Origin of the sequence: Paraburkholderia sp. BL27I4N3 (assembly GCF_003386115.1) — a bacterium.
Classification (GTDB): domain Bacteria; phylum Pseudomonadota; class Gammaproteobacteria; order Burkholderiales; family Burkholderiaceae; genus Paraburkholderia.
Genome location: NZ_QREJ01000001.1, coordinates 5,318,613 through 5,338,933 on the forward strand (window position 1 = coordinate 5,318,613; position 20,321 = coordinate 5,338,933).

Below are 20,321 nucleotides of genomic sequence, written 5' to 3' on the forward strand. Positions count from 1 at the left end.
CTCAGAAGTGTCGCGATCCTGCCGTTCCCCATGTCTTCCAGTACCGCACAATCCGCCGAATGCCAGCAGCGGACTCAGACAGCGGCACGGGCACGGAGGGCTCGTTCATAGCCAAGCCACTGCGACCAACGACCCGGCTCTCCACTGACCAAGACCTCTGCGGCGCGGCGCGCAACGTCAACGAAGCGCGGCCAACGCGTCGTCGATCGATTCACTGCCACCGGCAAACCCGAAGATCGTGTTAACGACGCCCACCTTGAGCGCTTCGAGCACGACGTCGGCAACATCCGCGCGCGCCACGGGGGCACGAGCCGACTGCGCGTCGATCACGACCTCAATCGTCCCGGTACCCGGCTCCATGGTCAGCGTGCCGGGACGCAGCACGAGATAATCGAGCCCACTGCCGATCAGATAATCGTCGGATGCGCGCTTCATCTGCGCGTAATGCCGAAGCGCATCCGGCGCGCGTTCAGGGGCGTATGCCAGCAAGGTGCTGATAACGATGAAGCGGTCCGCGCCATGTTGCTTCGCATAATCCACCGCTTTGATGATCGCGTCCCGATCGATCTGAGCCTCCTGTGCGGCGCCCTCGGTTTCAGCGGATCCGGCTGTGAAAATAACTGTACGAGCACCTGCGAGCGCCGCGCCGAAGTCCTGCGTCAGGTCGACCATCGCAACGGTCGCGCCGAGGCCTTCGAAATGGGCCCGCTGCGCCTCGTCGCGCAGCAACGCGCGGAACGAAATGCCCGCACGGTGCAATTTCTCTGCCACCAGGCGACCGGTGCGGCCGGTGGCGCCAATCAATGCAATGCTCATCGTGTCTCTCCTCGGGAAAGCGTCAGCACAGCGAAAGCTTCGGGCATTCAGCTGACATGTCTTCCAGGAGCCGTGTTATCGCTTAAGATTGGTGGCGGTTGTGAGTCCATCCAACCCACGCGCGCCGCTACATTCGCCGCGATGCACTCTTCCATGCGACCGGACGGTTCCCATGAAGGAAGTCTAGTGCTCTCGGCCGGCCTGTGCGCAATATCTTCTCGCGGCTTGAGCGCCACGCATGACCGCCGTAACAGCTTGAATCGCTACTCTCTGCTCTGGCAAGCGCTTGTTGCCACTCAATAACGCCTCTCAGCAGATTCTCCAACGCTGGAGCCATGTCCGCGCCGGAGAGCGATTTCGGCAAGTTGACAACGCCTTATGATCGAATTGCGTGCTATACGCTGCGCGCTTGTACGTGCACGCAGCGTGATGGCCATCGTAATCGCCTGATCTCTCACACAACTACGCGAACCGAAATGCCTTCAAAGCTATTCAGGCCTGGGCGTAAGCGCAGGATATTTGCTGCGGATCGCGCTGAAGATTTCCTGCATCTGCGTTCGCAAGTCGACTGACATGCCCGTCTGCGCATCGACCACCATGAAGATTTGGCGCTTGATGAAGTGACGCCACGCAACCGGCAGGCTCGCGAGAAAAGTCGTCATCTCATCATATCGATCGCGTGTCCAGCGTTGTTCGAACGCAGAGCGCGTCGGACCATAGTCGAAATGCTCATGCCCGCCAGCCACCCCACGCCTCTTCTCGCGATGCGTCGCGGTCAGGTCCTGATCGATACACATGTGCAGTCCTGTCCCCTTCACCGCCACGCCATAGTCTTCGAGCGCGCGCTCAGGTGAAAGGAAGCCGCTGCGAACGTCCGACAGAACGCGTTGCGCATCGCGCAGCATCGGATCGCCGTAGCCGCCTGCCCCCGGACCAATGACGCGGATAACGTCGCCCGGATCGCACCGGACGACGTCCGTGTTGCCCAGTTCCATGGCATCGGAAGTATCCGGGTTCTTCTGGAAGGTGGACAGCGCACCCGCACGGCCTCCCTTCACGCCCCATGACGAAAACACTGAACGGTTACGGTTACGCGCCGTCACGATCGTGTTGGGCGTCGACGCGCGGAACTCCATCACCGTGGACATGCCGCCTCGATACTGCCCGGCGCCAGCCGTGTCTGGCCACAAACCGTAACGCAGGAAAAAGATCGGCACTTCAGCTTCGCTGATTTCGATCGGCGTGTTCTTAAGAAACGCCGACGCGCCACCGCAACCCTCCACGCCATCCGAGATAGGGGTCGCTCCACCGCCGCCGCCCACTGGCCCAATGGACGCCATGACGGGCCGATTGGCGTGATCGACGGTCTTCACATTCATGATCGCGTTGCCACCGGGCGCCGTCACGGGAATCCTGTCGGGAAGCGCCAGCGAGAATGCGCCAAACGTGACGATCTGCGTCATCATGCATGTCAGCGAGCGCATACCCACGGCAGCAGGCGCTTCGCAGTTGACGACCGTGCCTGACGGAAGAATCGCCCTTGCCGCACGCAGGGTTCCGGCGTTCATCCAGATGCGCGGGTCCAGCGTATAGAGCACGTAGGTCAGGCCGACCAGCGGCAAAGGATGGTGTTCGCGCCCGCCCGTCGGCATGTTCAGCGACGACGCGAGTTGCGGATCGCTGCCGGTATAGTCCAACTCGACCTCGTCGCCCTTCACGCGCAGCGTAAGCGCGATACGGCATGGCACGCCGCCGTCGCCGTCTTCGTCAGCGTAGTCGGCAAAGAAATATTCGCCGTCGGGAATGGTGCGGATGACATTTCGCGCCTGCTGTTCGGCATGGTCGAGAATCGCCCGTGCACCTTCCTTGAAATCTTCCCGGCCAAAGCGCGCGATGATTTCCTTGACCTTGCGCTCGCCGATATTGACCGACGCAATCTGCGCGTTGAAGTCGCCCCAGTTCTGATCCGGCGCACGCACGTTCAGGCGCATCATCGCCGCCATCTCCTCGTTCAGAACGCCTCGCCGGTAGATCTTCACGGGCGGTATGCGAATCCCTTCCTGCACGATATCGGTGAGCGACCGGGAGAGCGAAGCCGGCACCGCGCCGCCTACGTCCGTATTGTGAATATGGCCCGCGACAAAGCACACAAGGACACCGTCGTCGAATACCGGTTTCCAGATATGGATGTCGGGAGAATGCGTGGCGACATGGCCGCTATACGAGTCGTTCGTGATACAGACGTCGCCGTCTTCGTAGTCATCGAACATCTCGATGACCGGAGCATAGTCGATCCCGCTGTACCACGGTGCGCCGAAACTGCGCGGATTGGCGAATGCCATGCCCGACTCGGTCAGGATCGTGCATGAGAAATCTTCGGTTTCCTTCACGAACGTCGAGTATGCCGTTCGGAGCAAGGTATAAGCCATCGCGTCCGCTGCGGCGGCGCAGTAGTTGGCAAGAACTTGCAGGTTACGACGGTCAATCGCCATGACGTATGGCTCCTTGAGGGTTTATCGTTGTGCGTGCCCGCGAGCAGCACGGGCGCGACGCAGGCGGGCCATCAATGCATGCTGATCACGAGATTGCCGAATGTATCGACTGTCACGCTCATTGCGGGCAGCACGCATGTCGTGCAATCGTCCTGAGCGACGATCGCCGGACCATCGAAGCATTGTCCCGCAAGCAAATGCGCACGCTGATATAGCGCTACGTTGCGCACTTTGCCGTCGACGTATGCGTCGACGAACGCAGCGGGCACCGGAGCGGCCGTACTGTGTGCGATGCGCGCGAGCGCCGGCTTCGGCGTCTTGCCGGTAATCAGCAGACGCAGGCTGATCATTTGCAGCGGCGCAAGGGAATCGCTGTGGCCGAACAAACGCTGATGCTGCGCGTGAAAGGCAGCGGTGATCGCGTCCAGATCGCCATGAGCGACCCAGTCCGGATCGAGCGGCACTTCGATTTCGAAGGACTGTCCGCGATACCGCATCTCGGTCGTGTACGAGAGCGTGCTTTCACCTTCGAACTGCTGGTCCCGATAGAGCCAATGCTCGGCGCGCAATTTCAGCGCGTCAAACGATTCCTGCAGCAACGCGATCGAATCCTCATCCAGATCGATATACAACGTCTTGATGAAATCGTTCTTCAGATCGGCTATCAACCCACCCAATGCGCTCAATACACCCGGTGTCGGCGGAACGATCACGCCTTTGATATTCAGTTCGCGTGCGAGAAAGCACGCCATCATCGGGCCTGCACCGCCGAATGCGAGCAGATAGAATTCGCGCGGGTCAATGCCGAAGCGCGACATCAATCCGCTGGTATCGGCGAACATGCCCGATACAGCAATCGTAATGATGCTCTCGGCGGTTTCGAACAAACTCAGATTCAGCGCGTCTGCGAGCGGCGCCAATGCGGTTTGCGCCTTCTTCACGTCGATGTTCACGGCGCTGTAACCCAGCTTGCTGTGGCCGATCAAACCGCAGGCGGCGAACGCGTCGGTCACCGCCGGCCGAAGCCCGCCCTTGTCGAAGCATGCCGGCCCCGGACTCGATCCCGCGCTTTCGGGGCCCACCTGCAGCACGCCGAGGTCATCGACCCACGCAATCGACCCGCCGCCCTGGCCGATCGACGTGACGGACACAGAAGGGATGAAGATCGGGAACTCACCGATCAACTCACCTGCACCATATTCCGCCGCGCCATCCACAATGACGGCCACGTCGGCGCTCGTGCCGCCGATGTCGAGGCTCAGTATCCTGGGCAGTCCCATCATGCGCGCCAGATAGCCGGCGCCGATCACCCCGGACGCGGTACCCGACAAGATCATCTGCACGCATTCTTCCTTCGCCTGGCGCGCACTCATCACGCCTCCGTTCGATTTCGTGATGCGCGGCGGCACGGGAACGCCGACTCCGTTTAGTGCTTCCTCGAAAGCCGTGAGATAGCGGGCCACTTTCGGCTGCACATAGCCGCTGATCACCCCGGTCACGGTGCGCTCATATTCGCGGATGATGGGCCACACGTCGCTTGAACAGAACACCGGAAAAGAAGGCGCGATATCGGCGATCGCCGCTTTTGCAGCCCGCTCGTTCTCCGGATTGCGATAGGAATGCAGAAAGGAGATCACGATGGCCTCGCAACCCTGCTCCTGTGCCTGCTCGAAGGCTCGCTTGACGGCTGTGGCATCGACCTTCGTGAGAACCTTGCCGGCGGCGTCGGTACGCTCGTCGATTCCAAATACCGAATACCGAGGAACCAGCGGGACCGGCCGGCGCGCATACAGATTGTGAAAGCGCGGCATCTTGAGACGGCCCAACTCCAGCACGTCCTCGAAATGCAGGGTGGTGAGAAGCGCCAGTTTGGCGCCCTTGCGCTGGATGACGGTATTGACGCCGACGGTCGTCCCATGCGTGAAGTAGCTGACGTCTGCAGCGGCAATGCCATCGCGCTCGGCGAATACGGCCATACCGGTCCTGATCTCCGCGCCCGGTTCATCGGGACGTGACAACACCTTCAACGTTCGAATCGTGTTGTCCTTTTCGTCCAGCACCGCGAAGTCCGTGAACGAACCGCCAATATCAACTCCAACCCTGTAGGCCATGTTAGCTACCCTGAATAGAATGCTTTCCCGCTGCTCGTATGACGCTCGATGCGCTCACTCGGCGGCCTTCGTCATGAGGAGATCGGTATATCCGACACGCTTGAAGCCGACCTTTTCGTAGAGCGTATGAGCATCCCGGGTCGACAGCATCCATCGGCGCACGGGTATCAGGTCGGGATGCTCGCCAATCGTCTGCATGAGCCAGAGGCCCAGACCCCGCCCACGATATGCACTTGCCACGATCACGTCACGTACGTAAGCAAACGCGACGCCGTCCGTGACGACCCGTGCAAAGCCGATCTGCCGCGAGCCGTCATACAGCCCAAACGCCACGGATCCGGCTATTGCTCGCCGCAAAGCGCCGGCCGTCGATTCTTGCGCCCAGTAACTTTCCTCGATCAGCAAACGCTGGGTAGCCGGCACATCGATACGCTGCCGGTCGGTATCCACTTCGAAGCCATCGCGCGACCAGCGCGCCGACCCGGCTTCGAAAGGCAAAAGCTGAAATGTGGGACTTGACGGTGTCATGACGAGACCTGGTGGATCGCCCTGCCGATCGGCTTTTCGGTTGCGACAATAACGTAGGCAGATCCCCACTTTTCAGGGATCAAAGTCGTGCCTCGATCATCCGTGACCAAGAATAGCCTTCGTTTCGAGGTACTCTTCGAATCCTTGAACACCATACTCACGTCCGTTACCGGATTGCTTATAGCCACCGAACGGCGCGTGCGGATCCCATGCCGGATGGTTGATATGAACCTGTCCCGCGCGAATGCGAAATGCCACCGTGCGCCCGGCGTCGATATCCTGAGTCTGCACATGGGCACCCAGTCCATAAGGTGTGCTGTTCGCTATCTCGACTGCCTGGTCGATCGTGTCGTAGGGAATGATGCAAAGAACCGGACCGAAGATTTCTTCCTGCGCGATCCGCATCTGAGGTAGTACCTCGGAGAAAATCGTCGGGCGGGCGAAGAAGCCTTTGCTGAAACCTTCCACTCGCCCGGGCCCTCCGCAAATCAATTTCGCTCCGCTCTCCACGCCCGCGAGAATCATGGTCTGTACGCGGTTGAACTGGGCCTCGTTGGCGATGGGCCCTAACACCGTCGCGTCGGATTGGGGATCGCCCACGACAATTGCCTCGGCAGTCGCCACGGCCAAAGCTTCGACATCCGCAAGTCTGTCGCGGGGCACGATCATCCGCGTGGGTGCGCTACATGATTGTCCGACGTTGCGAAATGCGGACATCACGCCGAGCGGTACGGCCTTTGCGAAATCGGCATCAGGAAGCATGACGTTCGGGGACTTGCCACCCAGTTCCTGGGCGACACGCTTGACCGTCGGCGCTGCCGCCTGGGCAACCAGCACGCCGGCGCGGTTCGATCCGGTGATCGAGATCATGTCGACGTCCACGTGCTCCGCGAGTGCCGCGCCCACTTTCGGACCAGTGCCGTTAATCAGATTGAACACGCCGGGAGGAACGCCGGCGTCGTGGACCAGTTGTGCGAAGAGCTGCGCGCTGAGCGGCGACAACTCGCTCGGTTTGAGGACCACCGTACACCCGGCCGCGAGCGCCGAAGCCACCTTTGCGGTGATCTGGTAAAGCGGCCAGTTCCACGGCGTAATGAGCGCGCAAACGCCGATCGGCTCACGTGAAATTGCCGTGCCGTTATTGACGGACACGAAGCGATATTGCGAAACCACGTCGCGTGCGATCCGAACGTGCTCGGCCGCAAGCGGAACCTGCAGTGAACGCGCGAAAGAAATTGCAGCGCCCATTTCAAGCGATATTGCCTGGGCGAACATTTCCTTTCGTTCGAGAATCAGATCATGCATCCTGCCAAGAATGGCGACGCGCGTCGCTACAGGCGAGGACGACCAGCCATCGAACGCCGCGCGGGCAGCACTAACCGCACGATCGACGTCCTCGGAGGAACCCAATGCTATCTCGGCGACGGGTTCCTCCGTCGCGGGATTGATAACCTGCATGAATGTGGGCTTTGCGGGTGCAATCCAGCGGCCGTCGATATAGAAACGCTGGCATGCGACCGGATCGACGTTATAAGCGTTCGTTGAGAGAGAAGTCATCGCACACATCCAGGAAAGAGTAATAAGCGCCGGCAATCGGTTGAACGCGGCGCGCGGCGTTCATATGGGTAACGGCGAGCCCGCGTGCAAGCTATCAAAATGCGTGGCCGGCCTGAGGCGGACGCTTTTCAGGAAGGCACTCGGCGTCATGCGCAAATACGAAGGCACGTAGCAGATTCTGTGTAGAGCGCGGCGCGCAGGCGTCGGCGCCTGTGACCGTGCTATGCCGCCACCGCTGCGGACGTCGCCGTTGCCGCAAACCGTTCGATTGCAAATGCGTCGATCGGCGTGCTGGTTGCGCCGGTATCGATAAGCTCGGCCATGACGTCGCCGACGCCCGGGCCCAATTGAAAACCCGCGCCGCAGAAACCGAATGCATAGTAAAGACCATCCACCTTGTTGCTCGGCCCCATGATTGGGCGATCGTCCGGCATGTAGCCCTCCACGCCGCTCCACACGCGAATGATATGCAGCCGAGTCAGCGCTGGCGCCACGCGCGCCAGTTGACGGAACTGGATCAGCGGACTTTCCGGCAAGACTTTTGCGCGACGCTCGTCAAGGTAGGCGGGCCCACGCGCGCAGCCCCCGATCACAATGTTTCCGCGTTTGACCTGCCGGAAATAGACGACTTCTTCGAGCAACGGTGAGGTCACGCCGACCACCTCGCGCAGTCCATAAGGCATGGGTTCGGTCACCGCCATCTGAGGCGCTCGCACGGCAATCGGAACGGCTTCACCGAATTGTTCGCTCAGCTGATTTCCCCACGCGCCCGCTGTAATCAGCAGATTCGGCGCACAGAATTCACGGCCGTCGGTGCTTCGTGCGCGAAATGTATCGCCGTCTTTCTCGACGACGGCAATCTCCGTGTTCTCTTCGATACGCGCGCCCGCGCGTGCCGCAGCTCGACCGAACGCCGGCGCGGCAAGGCGCGGATTCGCGTGACCGTCCGTCACGGAGTGGGAAGCCGCACGCACTTCTTTGCCCAGAAATGGGAACTTGGCACGCATCTCGGCGCCGCGATACAGATCGAGCTTCAGTCCATAGTGACTGGCCTCACGCGCATAGATCTCGAGCGCGTCGTCCTGTTCCTGCCGGTAGCAGACACGCACGTGTCCCGACGGCAGAAACTCTGCATCATGACCGATTAGTTCCGGGAGTTTTCCCCAGATCTCGCGTGAGCGGTTAGCAAGAGGCAACTGCGGCAGAAAGCGCCCCTGACGGCGTACGTTGCCGAAATTCGTGCCGCTCGCCTGCTGGCCGATCAGGCCGCGCTCGAGCACGATGACAGAGCGTCCGCGCTGGCGCAGGAAAAAGGCCGCCGCCGCGCCCATGAAGCCACCACCGACAATGACCACATCCGCCTCGATCCGCTTCATTCTTCCTCCAGCGTCGTAAGCGCGGTATGCCCGGCCACGACCTGCGTTGCAGCCAAGGTATCGGAAACCGTTGAGATCGCAAACGGCTTCACGGGTGCCTGACCGCGCAAGCGGCCGACCTGTTCGAGTGGCACGCCTGATTCGCTGGCGATCACTTCAGCCGCGGCATGGCCGCAATAGCGCCCCTGGCAGCGGCCCATGCCGACACGGCTGAATGCCTTGGCACGATTCGCTTCGCGCGCGCTCTCGTCGCGAACCACTCGCCGCAATTCGCCTGCCGAGATGCCTTCGCACCGGCACACGATAGTGTCGTCGGAGAGCGCGGCCGCCTGCTGGGCCGGCCAGGGAAACGCGATGGCGAGCCCTGCGCGGAAACGGTCCATTTTCTCCCGCGTGCGAATCAGGGACGCGACCCGCGATGCATCGACAGCGCTGCCGAGGTCCTGCAACACGGCGAACGCTGCGAGCGCCCCCGCAGTTTCGGCGCCGTCCGCGCCGAGCACACGTGCACCATCGCCTGCCAGATACACGTTTTTAACCGAACTGCGCCCCATCTCGTCGAGTTGCGGTAGCCATTGGCGCGTCGATGCATCGAATGTAAAAGTACAGCCTGCGAGGTCCGCGAGCTGCGTTTCGGGCCGCAGGTGATAACCCAGCGCCACCGCGTCGCACGCGATGCGATGCTGCGCGCCACGTGCCGTGCGATAACTCACGCCATCCACACCCCGCTGGTCATCGCCGTGAATCTCCACCGGCACGATGCCCGTCTCGATCTTCACGCCCTGCTTCCTGAGCGACGAGACCAGCGCCGCGCCCTTGCGTAGTACATCGGGCCGCGCAAGCAGCTTCGGCAACGCGCGAAGACGCTTGCCGAATGACGAGGTGTCGAGCACCGCCGCGACCGTTGCACCCGCCTGCACATACTGGTTCGCGACGAGATACAGCAACGGCCCCGAACCCATGAACACCACGTTGCTGCCGATCGCGCACGCTTGCGCCTTGAGCGCGATCTGTGAGGCACCGAGACTATACGTACCGGCCCGTTGCCAGCCTTTCACCGGCATCAGCCGGTCGGTCGCGCCCGGACACAGCACCAGGGCGTCGAACGGATGCTGGCTCGCCACGCCCGCGTGCGTGGTGTGGAGTGTGCCGCCTGCGACATTCCATGCAAGGGTTTCAGATTGATAGTCGATGCTCGCGCGAAGGCGCTCGAAGCTCTCGTGCAAGTCGAGCGCACGCGGCGCCTCGGTGCCATATAGCTTGCTGTACGGGCGAGTGAACTGATCTGGCTGGCGCCGGTAGATCTGGCCGCCGTCGCGCCTGCTTTCGTCTATGACAAGCGGACGCAATCCGGCGGCGACCAGCGCCTGAGCGCAGCGAACCCCAGCCGGCCCCGCGCCGACAATGATCACGCGAGGTTCGGCCATTGCACCTCCGGCTGGCGAGTCACCATGTTCAGATCGGCACTGACCATGGTCGTGCAGGCGCGCATGCGTTCGCCATCCGTGGTCCATACCCAGCAGTCCTGACACGCACCCATCAGGCAGAAGCCGGCGCGTGTTTCCGGACCGAACTCCGAATGACGCACATGATCCGTGTTGCACAGCATGGCTACGAGAAGCGTATCGCCTTCAAAGCCTGCGACGGTTTCTCCGTCGATGCAAAACCGGACCGGAGTCCGCGCCGTTTCTGACAGCCGGACGAATTTGGACTTCATGCACATGACTCCCAACGCACGCCGCATGCGCGGCGCTGATCATGAAAGGATGCGACCGCACTGAGAGACATTTAATCACCTTAAAAACCCGGCGTTATGCCGTATTCGTGGGTGTGCTGCACAGATCTCACCGTTTTGCGGACACTCCGCAGCACACGATGCGGCGTCAGGACATCGCTCAATCTATGTCCGTGCGCCGGTCACGCTTCACCGCGCGGGCTTACGCGTTCCACCACACGTGTTCGGCAAACGAAAAGCCCATCATCGCACCCGTTGGAATCGACCCGAGTCCTTGCAGACGCTTGTCGTTCGCATCGAGAATACTGATGAACGCCGGAATACCGATGCTGCCCTGCGTCGCAACGATCTGCTGCATATCACCGTACATCTGCTTGCGTTTGGTCTCGTCCGTTTCCGATCGTGCAGCGACGAGCAACTGGTCGAACTTCGGATTGTTCCAGCCCGACTCGTTCCATGGCGCATCCGATTTAAAGAACTGCGTGAACAGGACGTCCGCGCTCGAACGCGGATTCACGCTGCCAAAGCCAAGCGGATGCTTCATCCAGTGATTCGACCAATAGCCATCGGCGGGCACGCGATTGATCGTCACGTTGACGCCGATCTTCGCGCCCGTCTGCTGCAGAAGTTCGGCCATCTCGATCGAGCCATTTGCGTCGGGCGTCGCGTAGATGGGGGGCAGCGCCGGGCCGATCGCATTCGCCTTCTTGAAGTAATACTTGGCCTTGTCCAGATCTACCTGCCGTTGCGGTACCGACGCATTGAAGTAGCGATGCCCCGGCGGAATCGGCTGGTCGTTGCCGATCACGGCATAGCCGCGAAATACGGCAGTACGGATCTGCTCGCGGTCGAACATGTATTTCATGCCCTCGACGAAGTCCGCATTGCCGGAGAGCGGATTGTCATGACGCATGATCAGATCGCTATAGAGCCCCGACTTCGTTTCGAGGACCGCATAGCCCGGCGTCGACGCGATTCGCTGGGTCGAACGAGGATCGACGGAATTGATCAGGTGCACGTCGCCGGCCAGCAAAGCGTTCACACGGGCGGCGTTATCGCCGATCCCGATGAGCTCGATCTGGTCCAGATAAGGCAGACCCGGTTTCCAGTAGTTCTCATTGCGCACGCCAATGGTGGTCACACCCGGCTTGAACGTTTTGACCTTGTACGGACCAGTACCGATTCCCGACGAGAAGTCAGTCGTACCGTTTTTGACGATGACGAACTGCGGCGTGGCGAGGATGACCGGGAGGTCGGCATTGGCCGACGCCAGGGTCAACGTCACTTCGTTTGGACCGCTTGCCTTGATATCGGTGAACTGATCGGCCAGCGTTTTCACCTTCGAGCCAATCGCAGGGTCCTTGTGGCGCATCAGCGAATACACGACATCCGCCGGTGTCAGCGCCTTGCCGTCATGAAAGGTCGCGCCCTTGCGAAGCTTGATGATCCAGACGCGACCGTCGGAAGTATCCACCGCCTCCGCAAGATTCATCTGCGGTGTCAAGCTTTGGTCCAGTTGCGTGAGTCCGCTGTAGAACATGAAGAAGCGAATGTAGTCAGACCCTGCGGAGCCCTTGGCCGGGTCCATGGTGTCCGCACTCGATCCGGCGTCGTACGCCACCCGGATCGCCCCGCCCTTCTTGGGCGCCGGCGCGGCGATCGCCGACTTCACACCGGCGAACAGTCCGCCGGCGCCAGTGGCAAGCATTCCGCCGGCGGCGAGAAGACGCATCATGTCGCGTCGGCTGATACGGCCATTCTTGATCTGGGCGTCGTTCATGCGAACTGCTCCTTACATAGAGAGATTGATGGTGCAATGACAGCTGAAGCTGGCGCGGCCTCGTGCGATGCCGTCTCTGTTGAAACTTGACGCCCGTCGCCTGGAACGGCTTCGCAACGGACTCGTGACGAACCAATTTAATCACCCCAAAAAATGGCCTTTATTGCAAACGCGGCATCCCAACCATTCAAATCGATCGTTCTTGGTGGGGTGCACAGCATGAATTGCGTGGCGATGCGGGGGCGGATGTTGTCTGTCGATGCGTCGCATCGACCTCAAACCTGGCGTTGCGAATCGACGCGCTTATTCTTGTGCGACAGCCTGGATCTCAATCTTCAGACCGAAGTGGAGCGCCGGAAGCGGCGCGGCGCACTCGAATCTGGAAATCGGCGAATTCGCAGCCACCGGTTTTGAATGGCCGCCGGGGCAAGCGGCATCACCGTGTCCACGCTGAAGGAAGCCGGGCAGTTTTTTGCGAGCGATCTAAGTGACATCGTCTACGCAATGAGTATGGCGCCAACCAGCGCCCTCACGGGGCGCTTGCGCTGCGGGGAAAAGGCTGCGGATTAAAAATTGTTGCCGACAGCGGCGCTTGCGCATCAGCCCACCGGACTTCCCGTAACCGTCGACGCCGTCCGGCGGATTGACGCTTACACTGCCGTCACGAGACGAGCGCGGCGACTCAAGTTAATTGTCAGGCTGGTCGCCTGCCCGGGGCGGGCCGCCTTGCTGTCGCTGCGCGTGCACCACGCGATCACGCTCCGCTTGCGCGGCGTTCGGTGCGTCGACCGGGTCATCACGCTGCCGCATCAGCCAGTAGACGCTCCCCAGCGCCACCAGCGCAAATGCAAGCGCCGCGATCTGGGCGGGCGCACTGGCCGGATCGAGAATGATGAATTTGCGGGCGATAGCCAGTAGCGCAACCAGAAGCACCGTTTTGACCTGCACGATGTGATCGCGCCGCGCCATCACGCGCGTAATTGAATGTTTGAATTCCATCGCGATCAGCAGCGTCATGACCATACCAAAGACGGTCTGATACACCGCGTGATCCAGCGGGTTGAGCGCATCCGCAACCAGCAATGAAATCACCGCCTGAATCAACTGCCAGAGCGACACGAGGATGATGATGGAAATCACGACGCTCAGCACATGCGCGACAAGCTGCTCGAATCGTTCATAAAAGGTGAGCATCGCCCACTGCAGACGCAACGCATCGAGATCCTTGCGTAGCCAGCCTTTCTTACTTTCCATGATTTGACTCCCGGACGGCCGTGCTGCGCCGCGAACGCACCGCGCGCGCATGGATTGCACATGCACCGTGCACCGTGCACAGTTCATTCGACGCTGGGGTAACTCACATGCTACGGTCTTTCGCGCTTGCGCGGCTTCTCGCGGATACCTGCCCAAAGCGGAACTGACATATCCGGTGATTGATAACAGAGGCCGAACTATCTCGCGCTTCTGATACAGGTTCCTGTCATGAATTCGAAGAGGTACTAAGCCTCAAGCAGCAGCTCCATGCACTGTACCCCAACGAGCGCAAGATAGAATACGCGATTTCGGCGGCGTTACGGGGATTGCCTCACTGCCCGTCCCACCCACGATGCGCCGGCCGGTCGTCAACCGCTCATAAGATGTATGCAGCTCTTGCCGCGCGTGACACAGGGTTTCAATGCAGCCTCGCGAGCGACACCCGCGCCTCTTTCCCGGGTCTTTCTGGCTTTTGCGCATTTTCCAAGCGCCTTTGTTGCGTGCCGTCCCTTGATGCGGTCCGCGCAAGCGAGCGATTATCCAAACATCCCCGGATTAGCGACTAGACTTAAAGCATCGTTGGCGCATGCTCACGCGCAAGGAACGTATGCGCCATTCAGTCACGAACCGCACATGCGACCTAGAGAGGCAGACCGATGGGGAAGACCGTTCGAACCGCTGAGCAGATTCGCGATGAACTGCAGAACCGCGTTGCAAAAATCGCCGCGGACGTGCCGGGCGCTTTGCACGTGCGCATACCGCTACCGGAGCGGTGTCCGCCGGACGCATCCGGCCGCAACTGGAACATCGTGCCGCTCAACGACCTCGGCGCGGATTGGTCACATCATGTCCAGAAGGCGATCGAAGACATGCGTACCGAGTTCGTGCTTCCAGATTGACGCCTTGATACGAAACCGGAGCGGCCTGTGCGAACGCACGCGTTTGAACGTCGGGCCTGCGGGATCGAGCAGAACGCATACGGCGCGTGGCAGGCAGTCGCACGACCCGACGTGATGGAACCTTTAGCGGAAAGCGAACAAAACCGGGCGGTATTGCAAAAGACGCCTCTTACCATGGGCTTACGATGCCTGAATACGGCGAACCGCACTTATCCCGGCGCGGCCCGCCTGCTTGGGAAACGCGTGAAACGAAGGAAACTCCCACCTCAAAGGCGAATAGCATGGTCACGGTCAGGATCTATGGCCCAATGCGCGGCGCAAATGGCTACGCGCTACGCGACTTCCTGCATCGCAGCGATATACCGTTCGAATGGATCGAACTGCGCAGCGATAAAGAAGCGGAGGAATTGGCGCACGTGCAGCATCTTTCCGATTCGCGCTTGCCGGTCTGCATCTTCCACGACGGCACGCGGCTCGAATGTCCCACCATCCGGCAAATCACCGAGAAGCTCGGCTGGTTCGCAAGTCCATCCCGTGAGGCCTACGATCTCGCGATCTACGGCGCGGGACCGGCGGGTTTGAGCGCGGCGGTGTACGGTGCATCGGAGGGATTGCGTACGGTACTGGTGGAGCGTTGGGCACTGGGCGGCCAGGCAGGCAGCAGTTCCAAAATCGAGAACTACCTGGGCTTTCCACAAGGCGTGAGCGGTGTGGACCTCGCTGAACGGGCGCGCGTCCAGGCCGTCAAGTTCGGCGCCGAAATCCTGCTGGCGCGCGCCGGCGTGCACGCGGAGTTTCCGCCAGGGCGTGGCATCGTGTATCTGGAAGACGGCACACGTATCACGGCGCGCACGTCTATCTGCGCGACCGGCGTGGCATATCGCACGCTAGGGCTGAGCGGCGAAGAGCGCTTTCTCGGCGCGGGCCTTTATTACGGCGCCGGCGCGAGTGAGGCCGAACTGATCCATGGCGAAGACGTCTATGTGGTGGGCGGCGGCAATTCGGCCGGACAGGCCGCCATGCATTTTTCGCAGACCGCCAGGCGCGTCTATATGCTCGTGCGTGACGCGTCGCTCAAGAACACGCTGTCCCACTACCTGATTGATCGCGTCACGTCGGCGCCGAACATTGAAGTGCGCACGTGCACCGAAGTTACCGCGCTCGCAGGCAGTGACGTGTTGCAGGAGATCACGCTGACCGATGTGCGCACCGGCCGGCAAAGCACGGCAAGGACGAATTGGCTATTCGTCTGCATTGGTGGCGTGCCGCAGACTGAATGGGCGCAGGACGTCGGCATTGTCCGCGATGAAGGCGGCTATCTCGTGACCGGTCCCGACCTGCAGGAATATCGGGCGACCCTGAACTGGCCGCTCGAACGCGCGCCGCTGCATCTGGAAACATGTGTGCCCGGCGTATTCGCAGCTGGCGACGTGCGTCACGCATCGATCAAGCGCGTAGCGTCGGCGGTCGGCGAGGGAGCGATGGCGGTGGCGCTGGTGCATCGCTATCTGAATAGCGCCTGAGCGTAAGCACAACAACCTTGGTCCGCACGTCTGTGCGCACCTGTCCGAGGAGTACCATCATGACCCCTGGTTGCATGCACCTGGGCGAGGCCCGCATTCTCCACACATCCATCGACTATTGCGAGGACTGCGTGAAGCTTGGCCAGCCGTGGGTACATTTGCGGCTTTGTCTTTCGTGCGGCCACGTCGGCTGTTGCGATTCTTCGCCTAACCGGCATGCAAGCAAACATTTTCACGCGACGGGCCACCCGCTGGTACGTTCAATTGAACCCGGCGAAGCTTGGATCTGGTGCTATCGCGACGAGATCATCGCAGGTGAACTCGAATCGTAACGCCGACGCCGCCTGCACGTGCGAGCGGCGTCGAGTTCCTGTGCATGCCAGCGTCACGCATGCGCCGGTGCCGGCTTCGACGCCTCGCTGGGCGCTTCCGCGGGAGTGGCGCCTTTCTGCACACGCACAGAGTGCGTACCCGAGTCGTAGACCATTGTGACCTTGTCGCCGTCGCGCACGTCGCCTCCCAACAGCGCATCGGCGAGTTGCGATTCCACTTCAAGACGGATCTTGCGCTTGAGCATGCGCGCGCCGAATTCGGGGTCATAGCCGATCTGCGCAAGGTGATCGCGCAAGCCATCGTCGAACGACAGATCGATGCCCTGGGCCAACGCCGTGCGTCGTACGCGCGCAAGTTGCAGATCTACGATGCTGCGAATCTGTTCCTTGCCGAGCGCATGAAACACAACCACTTCGTCGACGCGATTGAGAAACTCCGGCCTGAAATGGTGCCGCAGGATTTGCATCAACCGGTCGCGCAGCTCAGGATAGTCGAGTTGCTTCGCGTCGGCCTTCATATTGTCCTGGATCAACTGTGAGCCGACGTTGCTGGTCGCGATGATGATCGTGTTGGTGAAATCGACCAGACGTCCTTTGCCGTCGGTGAGCCGCCCTTCGTCGAACAGTTGCAGCAGGAGGTTGTGCACCTCGGCGTTCGCCTTTTCGATTTCGTCGAGCAGCACCACGCAATATGGCCTGCGCCGCACGCGCTCGGTGAGTTGCCCGCCTTCCTCGTAACCGACATATCCGGGTGGCGCGCCAACCAGTCGTGCCACCGTGTGGCGCTCGGAATACTCGCTCATGTCGATACGCACGAGCGCGCTCTCGTCGCCGAATACCGAAGCGGCAAGCGCCTTCGCGAGTTCGGTTTTGCCCACGCCTGTAGGTCCAAGAAAGAGGAAGCTCGCTGTCGGTTTGCCGGCCTCCGTCAAACCGGCGCGCGAAAGCCGCACTGCTTTGGCGACCGCGGAGACGGCTTCATCCTGACCGACCACGCGTTCCTTCAGGCGGTCTTCCAGTCGCAATAGCTTTTCACGGTCCTCAGCCGTGAGTTCGGATAACGGTACGCCCGTGAGCGACGAAACGATCTGCGCAATGTCTTCCGCCGTCACTTCCTGTGAACTGGTGCCGCGCTCCTTCTTCCACGTTTCAGTAGCTTCGTGCAGGCGCTTTTGTTCCGCGACGAGTCGTCCTTCCAGTTCCTTGGCTTTATCGAATTTTTTAGCAGCGCTGGCCGCGTCCTGTTCCTGCTTGATGCGGCGGATGCTCGCCTCGACATCGTGCAAGGGCTGCGGACGCGAATTCGACGAAATGCGCACGCGTGCAGCGGCCTGATCGAGCAAATCGATTGCCTTGTCTGGCAGAAAGCGTGCGGCGATGTAACGGTCCGAGAGCTTTGCCGCAGCAACGATCGCCTCTTCGGTGATTTTCACCTTGTGGTGCGCTTCGAGCCGGTCCCGCAGGCCGCGCAGAATTTCGATCGTTTCCTCGACGCTCGGCTCAGGCACCATGACGGGCTGAAAGCGCCGCTCCAATGCCGAGTCTTTCTCAATGTACTTCTGGTATTCATTCAACGTGGTCGCACCCACGAGGTGCAGTTCACCACGAGCGAGCGCGGGCTTGAAGACATTGCCGATATCGAGGCCGCCTTCGCCACCGCCCTGGCCGGCGCCGACTATCGTATGCAGTTCATCGATAAACACGACCAGACGGTCCTGATTCTCGATGATCTCATCCAGCACCTGCTTGACGCGTTCCTCGAACTCGCCGCGATACTTCGCGCCTGCCACGACGCTATTGATATTCAGTTCGACCACGCGCTTGCCGCGCAGCACTTCCGGCACCTGGTCCTGAGCAATGCGTTGCGCGAGGCCTTCGACGATAGCGGTCTTGCCCACACCGGGTTCGCCGATCAGCACCGGATTGTTCTTGCGCCGCCGCGCGAGCACTTCAATGGTGGTTTCGATTTCCTTGTCGCGGCCGATCACCGGATCGAGCTTGCCTTGACGCGCAAGCGCGCTGAGATCGCGCGCGTACTTGTCGAGCGTGGGCGTAGTGGAGCGGTCTTCCGTCTTGCCGTCTTCAGCACCCTTGCCGACCACCTTGACCGCTTTTTGCCGCAGCGATGGCGACGACAGCCCGAGCTTGCGCAGCAATTCACCTGCAAAGCCGTCTTCTTCCTCCACAAGCCCAATCAGTATGTGTTCTGGTCCTACATAGCTGTGACCCAGTTCCAACGATGCCTTCAACGCATTTTCCAGCGTACTTTTGGCGCGTGGCGACACGCCGATCTGCTCGTTGTCGCTCGGCTCCTTGCGGGTGCCGCGCGGCGCGGTCTGGTCGATGGACTTCTTGATCTCTTCGGGATCAAGCTTGAATTCGCGCAGGATTTCCTGCACCACATTGTTATCGGCGAGCGCCAGCAACAAGTGTTCCGTATCGACTTCGTTCTTGCCGTATTCGACCGCTGCTTGCGCCGCGGCTTGCAGGCGCTCCAGACCGCTCTGGCTCAGGTACGTCTGCAGGTCCACCGCTTCACGCGCCCGGCGATGCCGGCGTGTCCGGCCGGCTGGCTGCGCGCCCGCCGAATCGCCGATTTGCCCGCTAGCGGGGCCCGTATCCTGATCCGCGCCGCCGGGCTGTCCGGGCGCGCGTCTGATGCGTGGCCGGCTACCGCGCCCGCCTTCCAGCTGTGGCCACATGTCGTCGAACAGACTGTCGAAAAGTCCGCCGTGAAAGAGGGACTCGAGCGGCGATAGGCGGCGCTGATTGCGCGCCATGAACTCCATATAGTGCTCATCGCACAGCATCAGCTGACGGCGTTGACCGTTTTCGGTGATCGTGATCTGCGAAGTCGCGGGCTTCCCACAAACACTGCACTCGGCCATGATGATCTCCTGTTCGTCCGTGAGCGCATCGCTTCCCGGGCGGGTAATGGGTGGGTGGAAAATATTTGTTCCGCTGCTTGTTCCGACGCCGCCTTGTTCGCACGCTGGGCTCGCGCTGCATCCGAAGCAAGCAATTAAGTGGACGGTACGTGGGTTGATCGGTTGTTTCCCCGACACCCAGTTCCTTTAGCTACGCGCAGGAACGCATCGGCATGCTCAATCCAGCGCCGCGCGGTGGGTCGTTCGTGCCGAGGCGTACCGCGACTTCCTGCAACGGCACATCGTTCACTTGCCAACGATAGGCCTGACCGCGGAGTGCGGAGCGCGTTATTTGATCTCAATGCGCCGCTTCGCGGCTGGTTCTGCGGCCGCTTTGGGGACGCGCAGCGTCAGCACGCCATTTTCAAATCTGGCCTCGGCCCGATCGAGATCGATTCCCGAGGGCAGCGGAACCGCACGCTGAAAGTCTCCAAACGACCGCTCGACCCGATAGCATCCCTGTTCTTCGCTCGTCGATTCGAAGCGCTTTTGGCCGCTGATGATCAGCATGTCTTCAATCACTTCGAGCTCGACGTCGTCGCGGGTCATGCCCGGCAATTCGGCGACAATACGCAGTGCGTCGCCTTCGTCGGTGACGTCGATCCGTGGTTGAAACTCGCTGGCGCTGAAGTCGCCGAACCAGCTTCCGAGCGGTCCACGGCCGCCGAACGGATCACGAATCAATTCGGCAAACAGATGAATAGGATCGGGCAGCGGCCAGCTGGCAGACGCGAGTGCTGCCGGCGCAGCAGCGGTTGCCATCGGTGCCCCGTCGCCCGTTTGCGTGCCGCCAGTCTGCTGCGTATTTTGCCGTGCGCTTTGCTGACTGGTGCGCGACGCACCGGCGGGGCCGGATGCCTTTTCCTGCGCGGAGTCCGAGCGCAAAAACCGGAACGGATTCCATTTGTCGAGATCGAGAAGCATGTGATTCTCCTTGCGTCAGGTGCGCCAGAGCCAGACCCGAGGCTGGACCACTCGAGACGACGGGTAG

The 20,321-nt window shown here is 61.0% G+C and carries 15 protein-coding genes and 1 pseudogene; 4 read left to right on the forward strand and 12 right to left on the reverse strand.

The window, feature by feature from the left end; all coding sequences use genetic code 11:
- Window positions 1–177: 177 nt before the first annotated feature.
- The 9 genes from B0G71_RS24235 to B0G71_RS24275 form a co-directional block, all read right to left on the reverse strand.
- Window positions 178–816, reverse strand: a complete 639-nt coding sequence (locus B0G71_RS24235) for an SDR family oxidoreductase (RefSeq protein WP_116144787.1) — start codon at window positions 814–816, stop codon at window positions 178–180.
- A gap of 488 nt (window positions 817–1,304) precedes the next feature.
- Window positions 1,305–3,308, reverse strand: coding sequence for a hydantoinase B/oxoprolinase family protein (locus B0G71_RS24240; protein ID WP_116144789.1), 2,004 nt, complete (start codon window positions 3,306–3,308; stop codon window positions 1,305–1,307).
- 71 nt (window positions 3,309–3,379) lie between these two features.
- A complete protein-coding gene (locus B0G71_RS24245) occupies window positions 3,380–5,419 on the reverse strand; it encodes a hydantoinase/oxoprolinase family protein (RefSeq protein WP_116144791.1) in 2,040 nt (679 codons plus the stop codon).
- A gap of 54 nt (window positions 5,420–5,473) precedes the next feature.
- Window positions 5,474–5,947 carry a GNAT family N-acetyltransferase gene (locus B0G71_RS24250; RefSeq protein WP_116144793.1) on the reverse strand — a complete coding sequence of 158 codons (474 nt, stop codon included), beginning with the start codon at window positions 5,945–5,947 and terminating at the stop codon, window positions 5,474–5,476.
- 96 nt (window positions 5,948–6,043) lie between these two features.
- Window positions 6,044–7,504 carry an aldehyde dehydrogenase family protein gene (locus B0G71_RS24255; protein WP_116144795.1) on the reverse strand — a complete coding sequence of 487 codons (1,461 nt, stop codon included), beginning with the start codon at window positions 7,502–7,504 and terminating at the stop codon, window positions 6,044–6,046.
- A gap of 221 nt (window positions 7,505–7,725) precedes the next feature.
- Window positions 7,726–8,880, reverse strand: a complete 1,155-nt coding sequence (locus tag B0G71_RS24260; protein WP_116144797.1) for an FAD-binding oxidoreductase — start codon at window positions 8,878–8,880, stop codon at window positions 7,726–7,728.
- Window positions 8,877–10,307 (reverse strand): NAD(P)/FAD-dependent oxidoreductase, encoded by a 1,431-nt coding sequence (locus tag B0G71_RS24265; protein ID WP_116144799.1) that lies wholly within the window; start codon window positions 10,305–10,307, stop codon window positions 8,877–8,879. Before B0G71_RS24265 ends, B0G71_RS24260 begins: the two co-directional genes overlap by 4 nt.
- The gene (locus B0G71_RS24270) at window positions 10,289–10,597 is read right to left on the reverse strand and encodes a (2Fe-2S)-binding protein (protein WP_116144801.1); all 309 of its coding nucleotides are present in this window, start codon (window positions 10,595–10,597) and stop codon (window positions 10,289–10,291) included. The genes B0G71_RS24265 and B0G71_RS24270 overlap by 19 nt, the downstream gene beginning before the upstream one ends.
- A gap of 220 nt (window positions 10,598–10,817) precedes the next feature.
- Complete coding sequence (locus tag B0G71_RS24275) at window positions 10,818–12,395, reverse strand: ABC transporter substrate-binding protein (RefSeq protein WP_116144803.1); 1,578 nt, start codon at window positions 12,393–12,395, stop codon at window positions 10,818–10,820.
- A 414-nt stretch (window positions 12,396–12,809) separates the two neighbouring features.
- Between B0G71_RS24275 and B0G71_RS42070 the strand changes: the two are divergent.
- Window positions 12,810–13,000: pseudogene (locus B0G71_RS42070) on the forward strand (DSD1 family PLP-dependent enzyme); the annotation flags it as partial.
- An 82-nt stretch (window positions 13,001–13,082) separates the two neighbouring features.
- On the opposite strand, the gene B0G71_RS24285 reads toward B0G71_RS42070, so the two are convergent.
- On the reverse strand, window positions 13,083–13,649 hold the full coding sequence (locus tag B0G71_RS24285; RefSeq protein ID WP_116144805.1) for a phosphate-starvation-inducible PsiE family protein: 567 nt from the start codon (window positions 13,647–13,649) through the stop codon (window positions 13,083–13,085).
- Between the two features lie 656 nt (window positions 13,650–14,305).
- Between B0G71_RS24285 and B0G71_RS24290 the strand changes: the two genes are divergently transcribed.
- From B0G71_RS24290 to B0G71_RS24300, 3 genes are all read left to right on the forward strand, one after another.
- Window positions 14,306–14,548 (forward strand): hypothetical protein, encoded by a 243-nt coding sequence (locus B0G71_RS24290; protein ID WP_116144807.1) that lies wholly within the window; start codon window positions 14,306–14,308, stop codon window positions 14,546–14,548.
- A 281-nt stretch (window positions 14,549–14,829) separates the two neighbouring features.
- Window positions 14,830–16,071, forward strand: a complete 1,242-nt coding sequence (locus B0G71_RS24295; RefSeq protein WP_116144809.1) for an NAD(P)/FAD-dependent oxidoreductase — start codon at window positions 14,830–14,832, stop codon at window positions 16,069–16,071.
- Window positions 16,072–16,130: 59 nt separating this feature from the next.
- The gene (locus B0G71_RS24300; protein ID WP_116144811.1) at window positions 16,131–16,403 is read left to right on the forward strand and encodes a UBP-type zinc finger domain-containing protein; all 273 of its coding nucleotides are present in this window, start codon (window positions 16,131–16,133) and stop codon (window positions 16,401–16,403) included.
- Window positions 16,404–16,456: 53 nt separating this feature from the next.
- Here the strand turns inward: B0G71_RS24300 and B0G71_RS24305 are convergent, their stop codons facing one another.
- Window positions 16,457–19,291 (reverse strand): ATP-dependent Clp protease ATP-binding subunit, encoded by a 2,835-nt coding sequence (locus B0G71_RS24305; RefSeq protein ID WP_116144813.1) that lies wholly within the window; start codon window positions 19,289–19,291, stop codon window positions 16,457–16,459.
- 327 nt (window positions 19,292–19,618) lie between these two features.
- The gene (locus B0G71_RS24310; RefSeq protein ID WP_116144815.1) at window positions 19,619–20,254 is read right to left on the reverse strand and encodes an Hsp20/alpha crystallin family protein; all 636 of its coding nucleotides are present in this window, start codon (window positions 20,252–20,254) and stop codon (window positions 19,619–19,621) included.
- Between the last annotated feature and the right edge of the window lie 67 nt (window positions 20,255–20,321).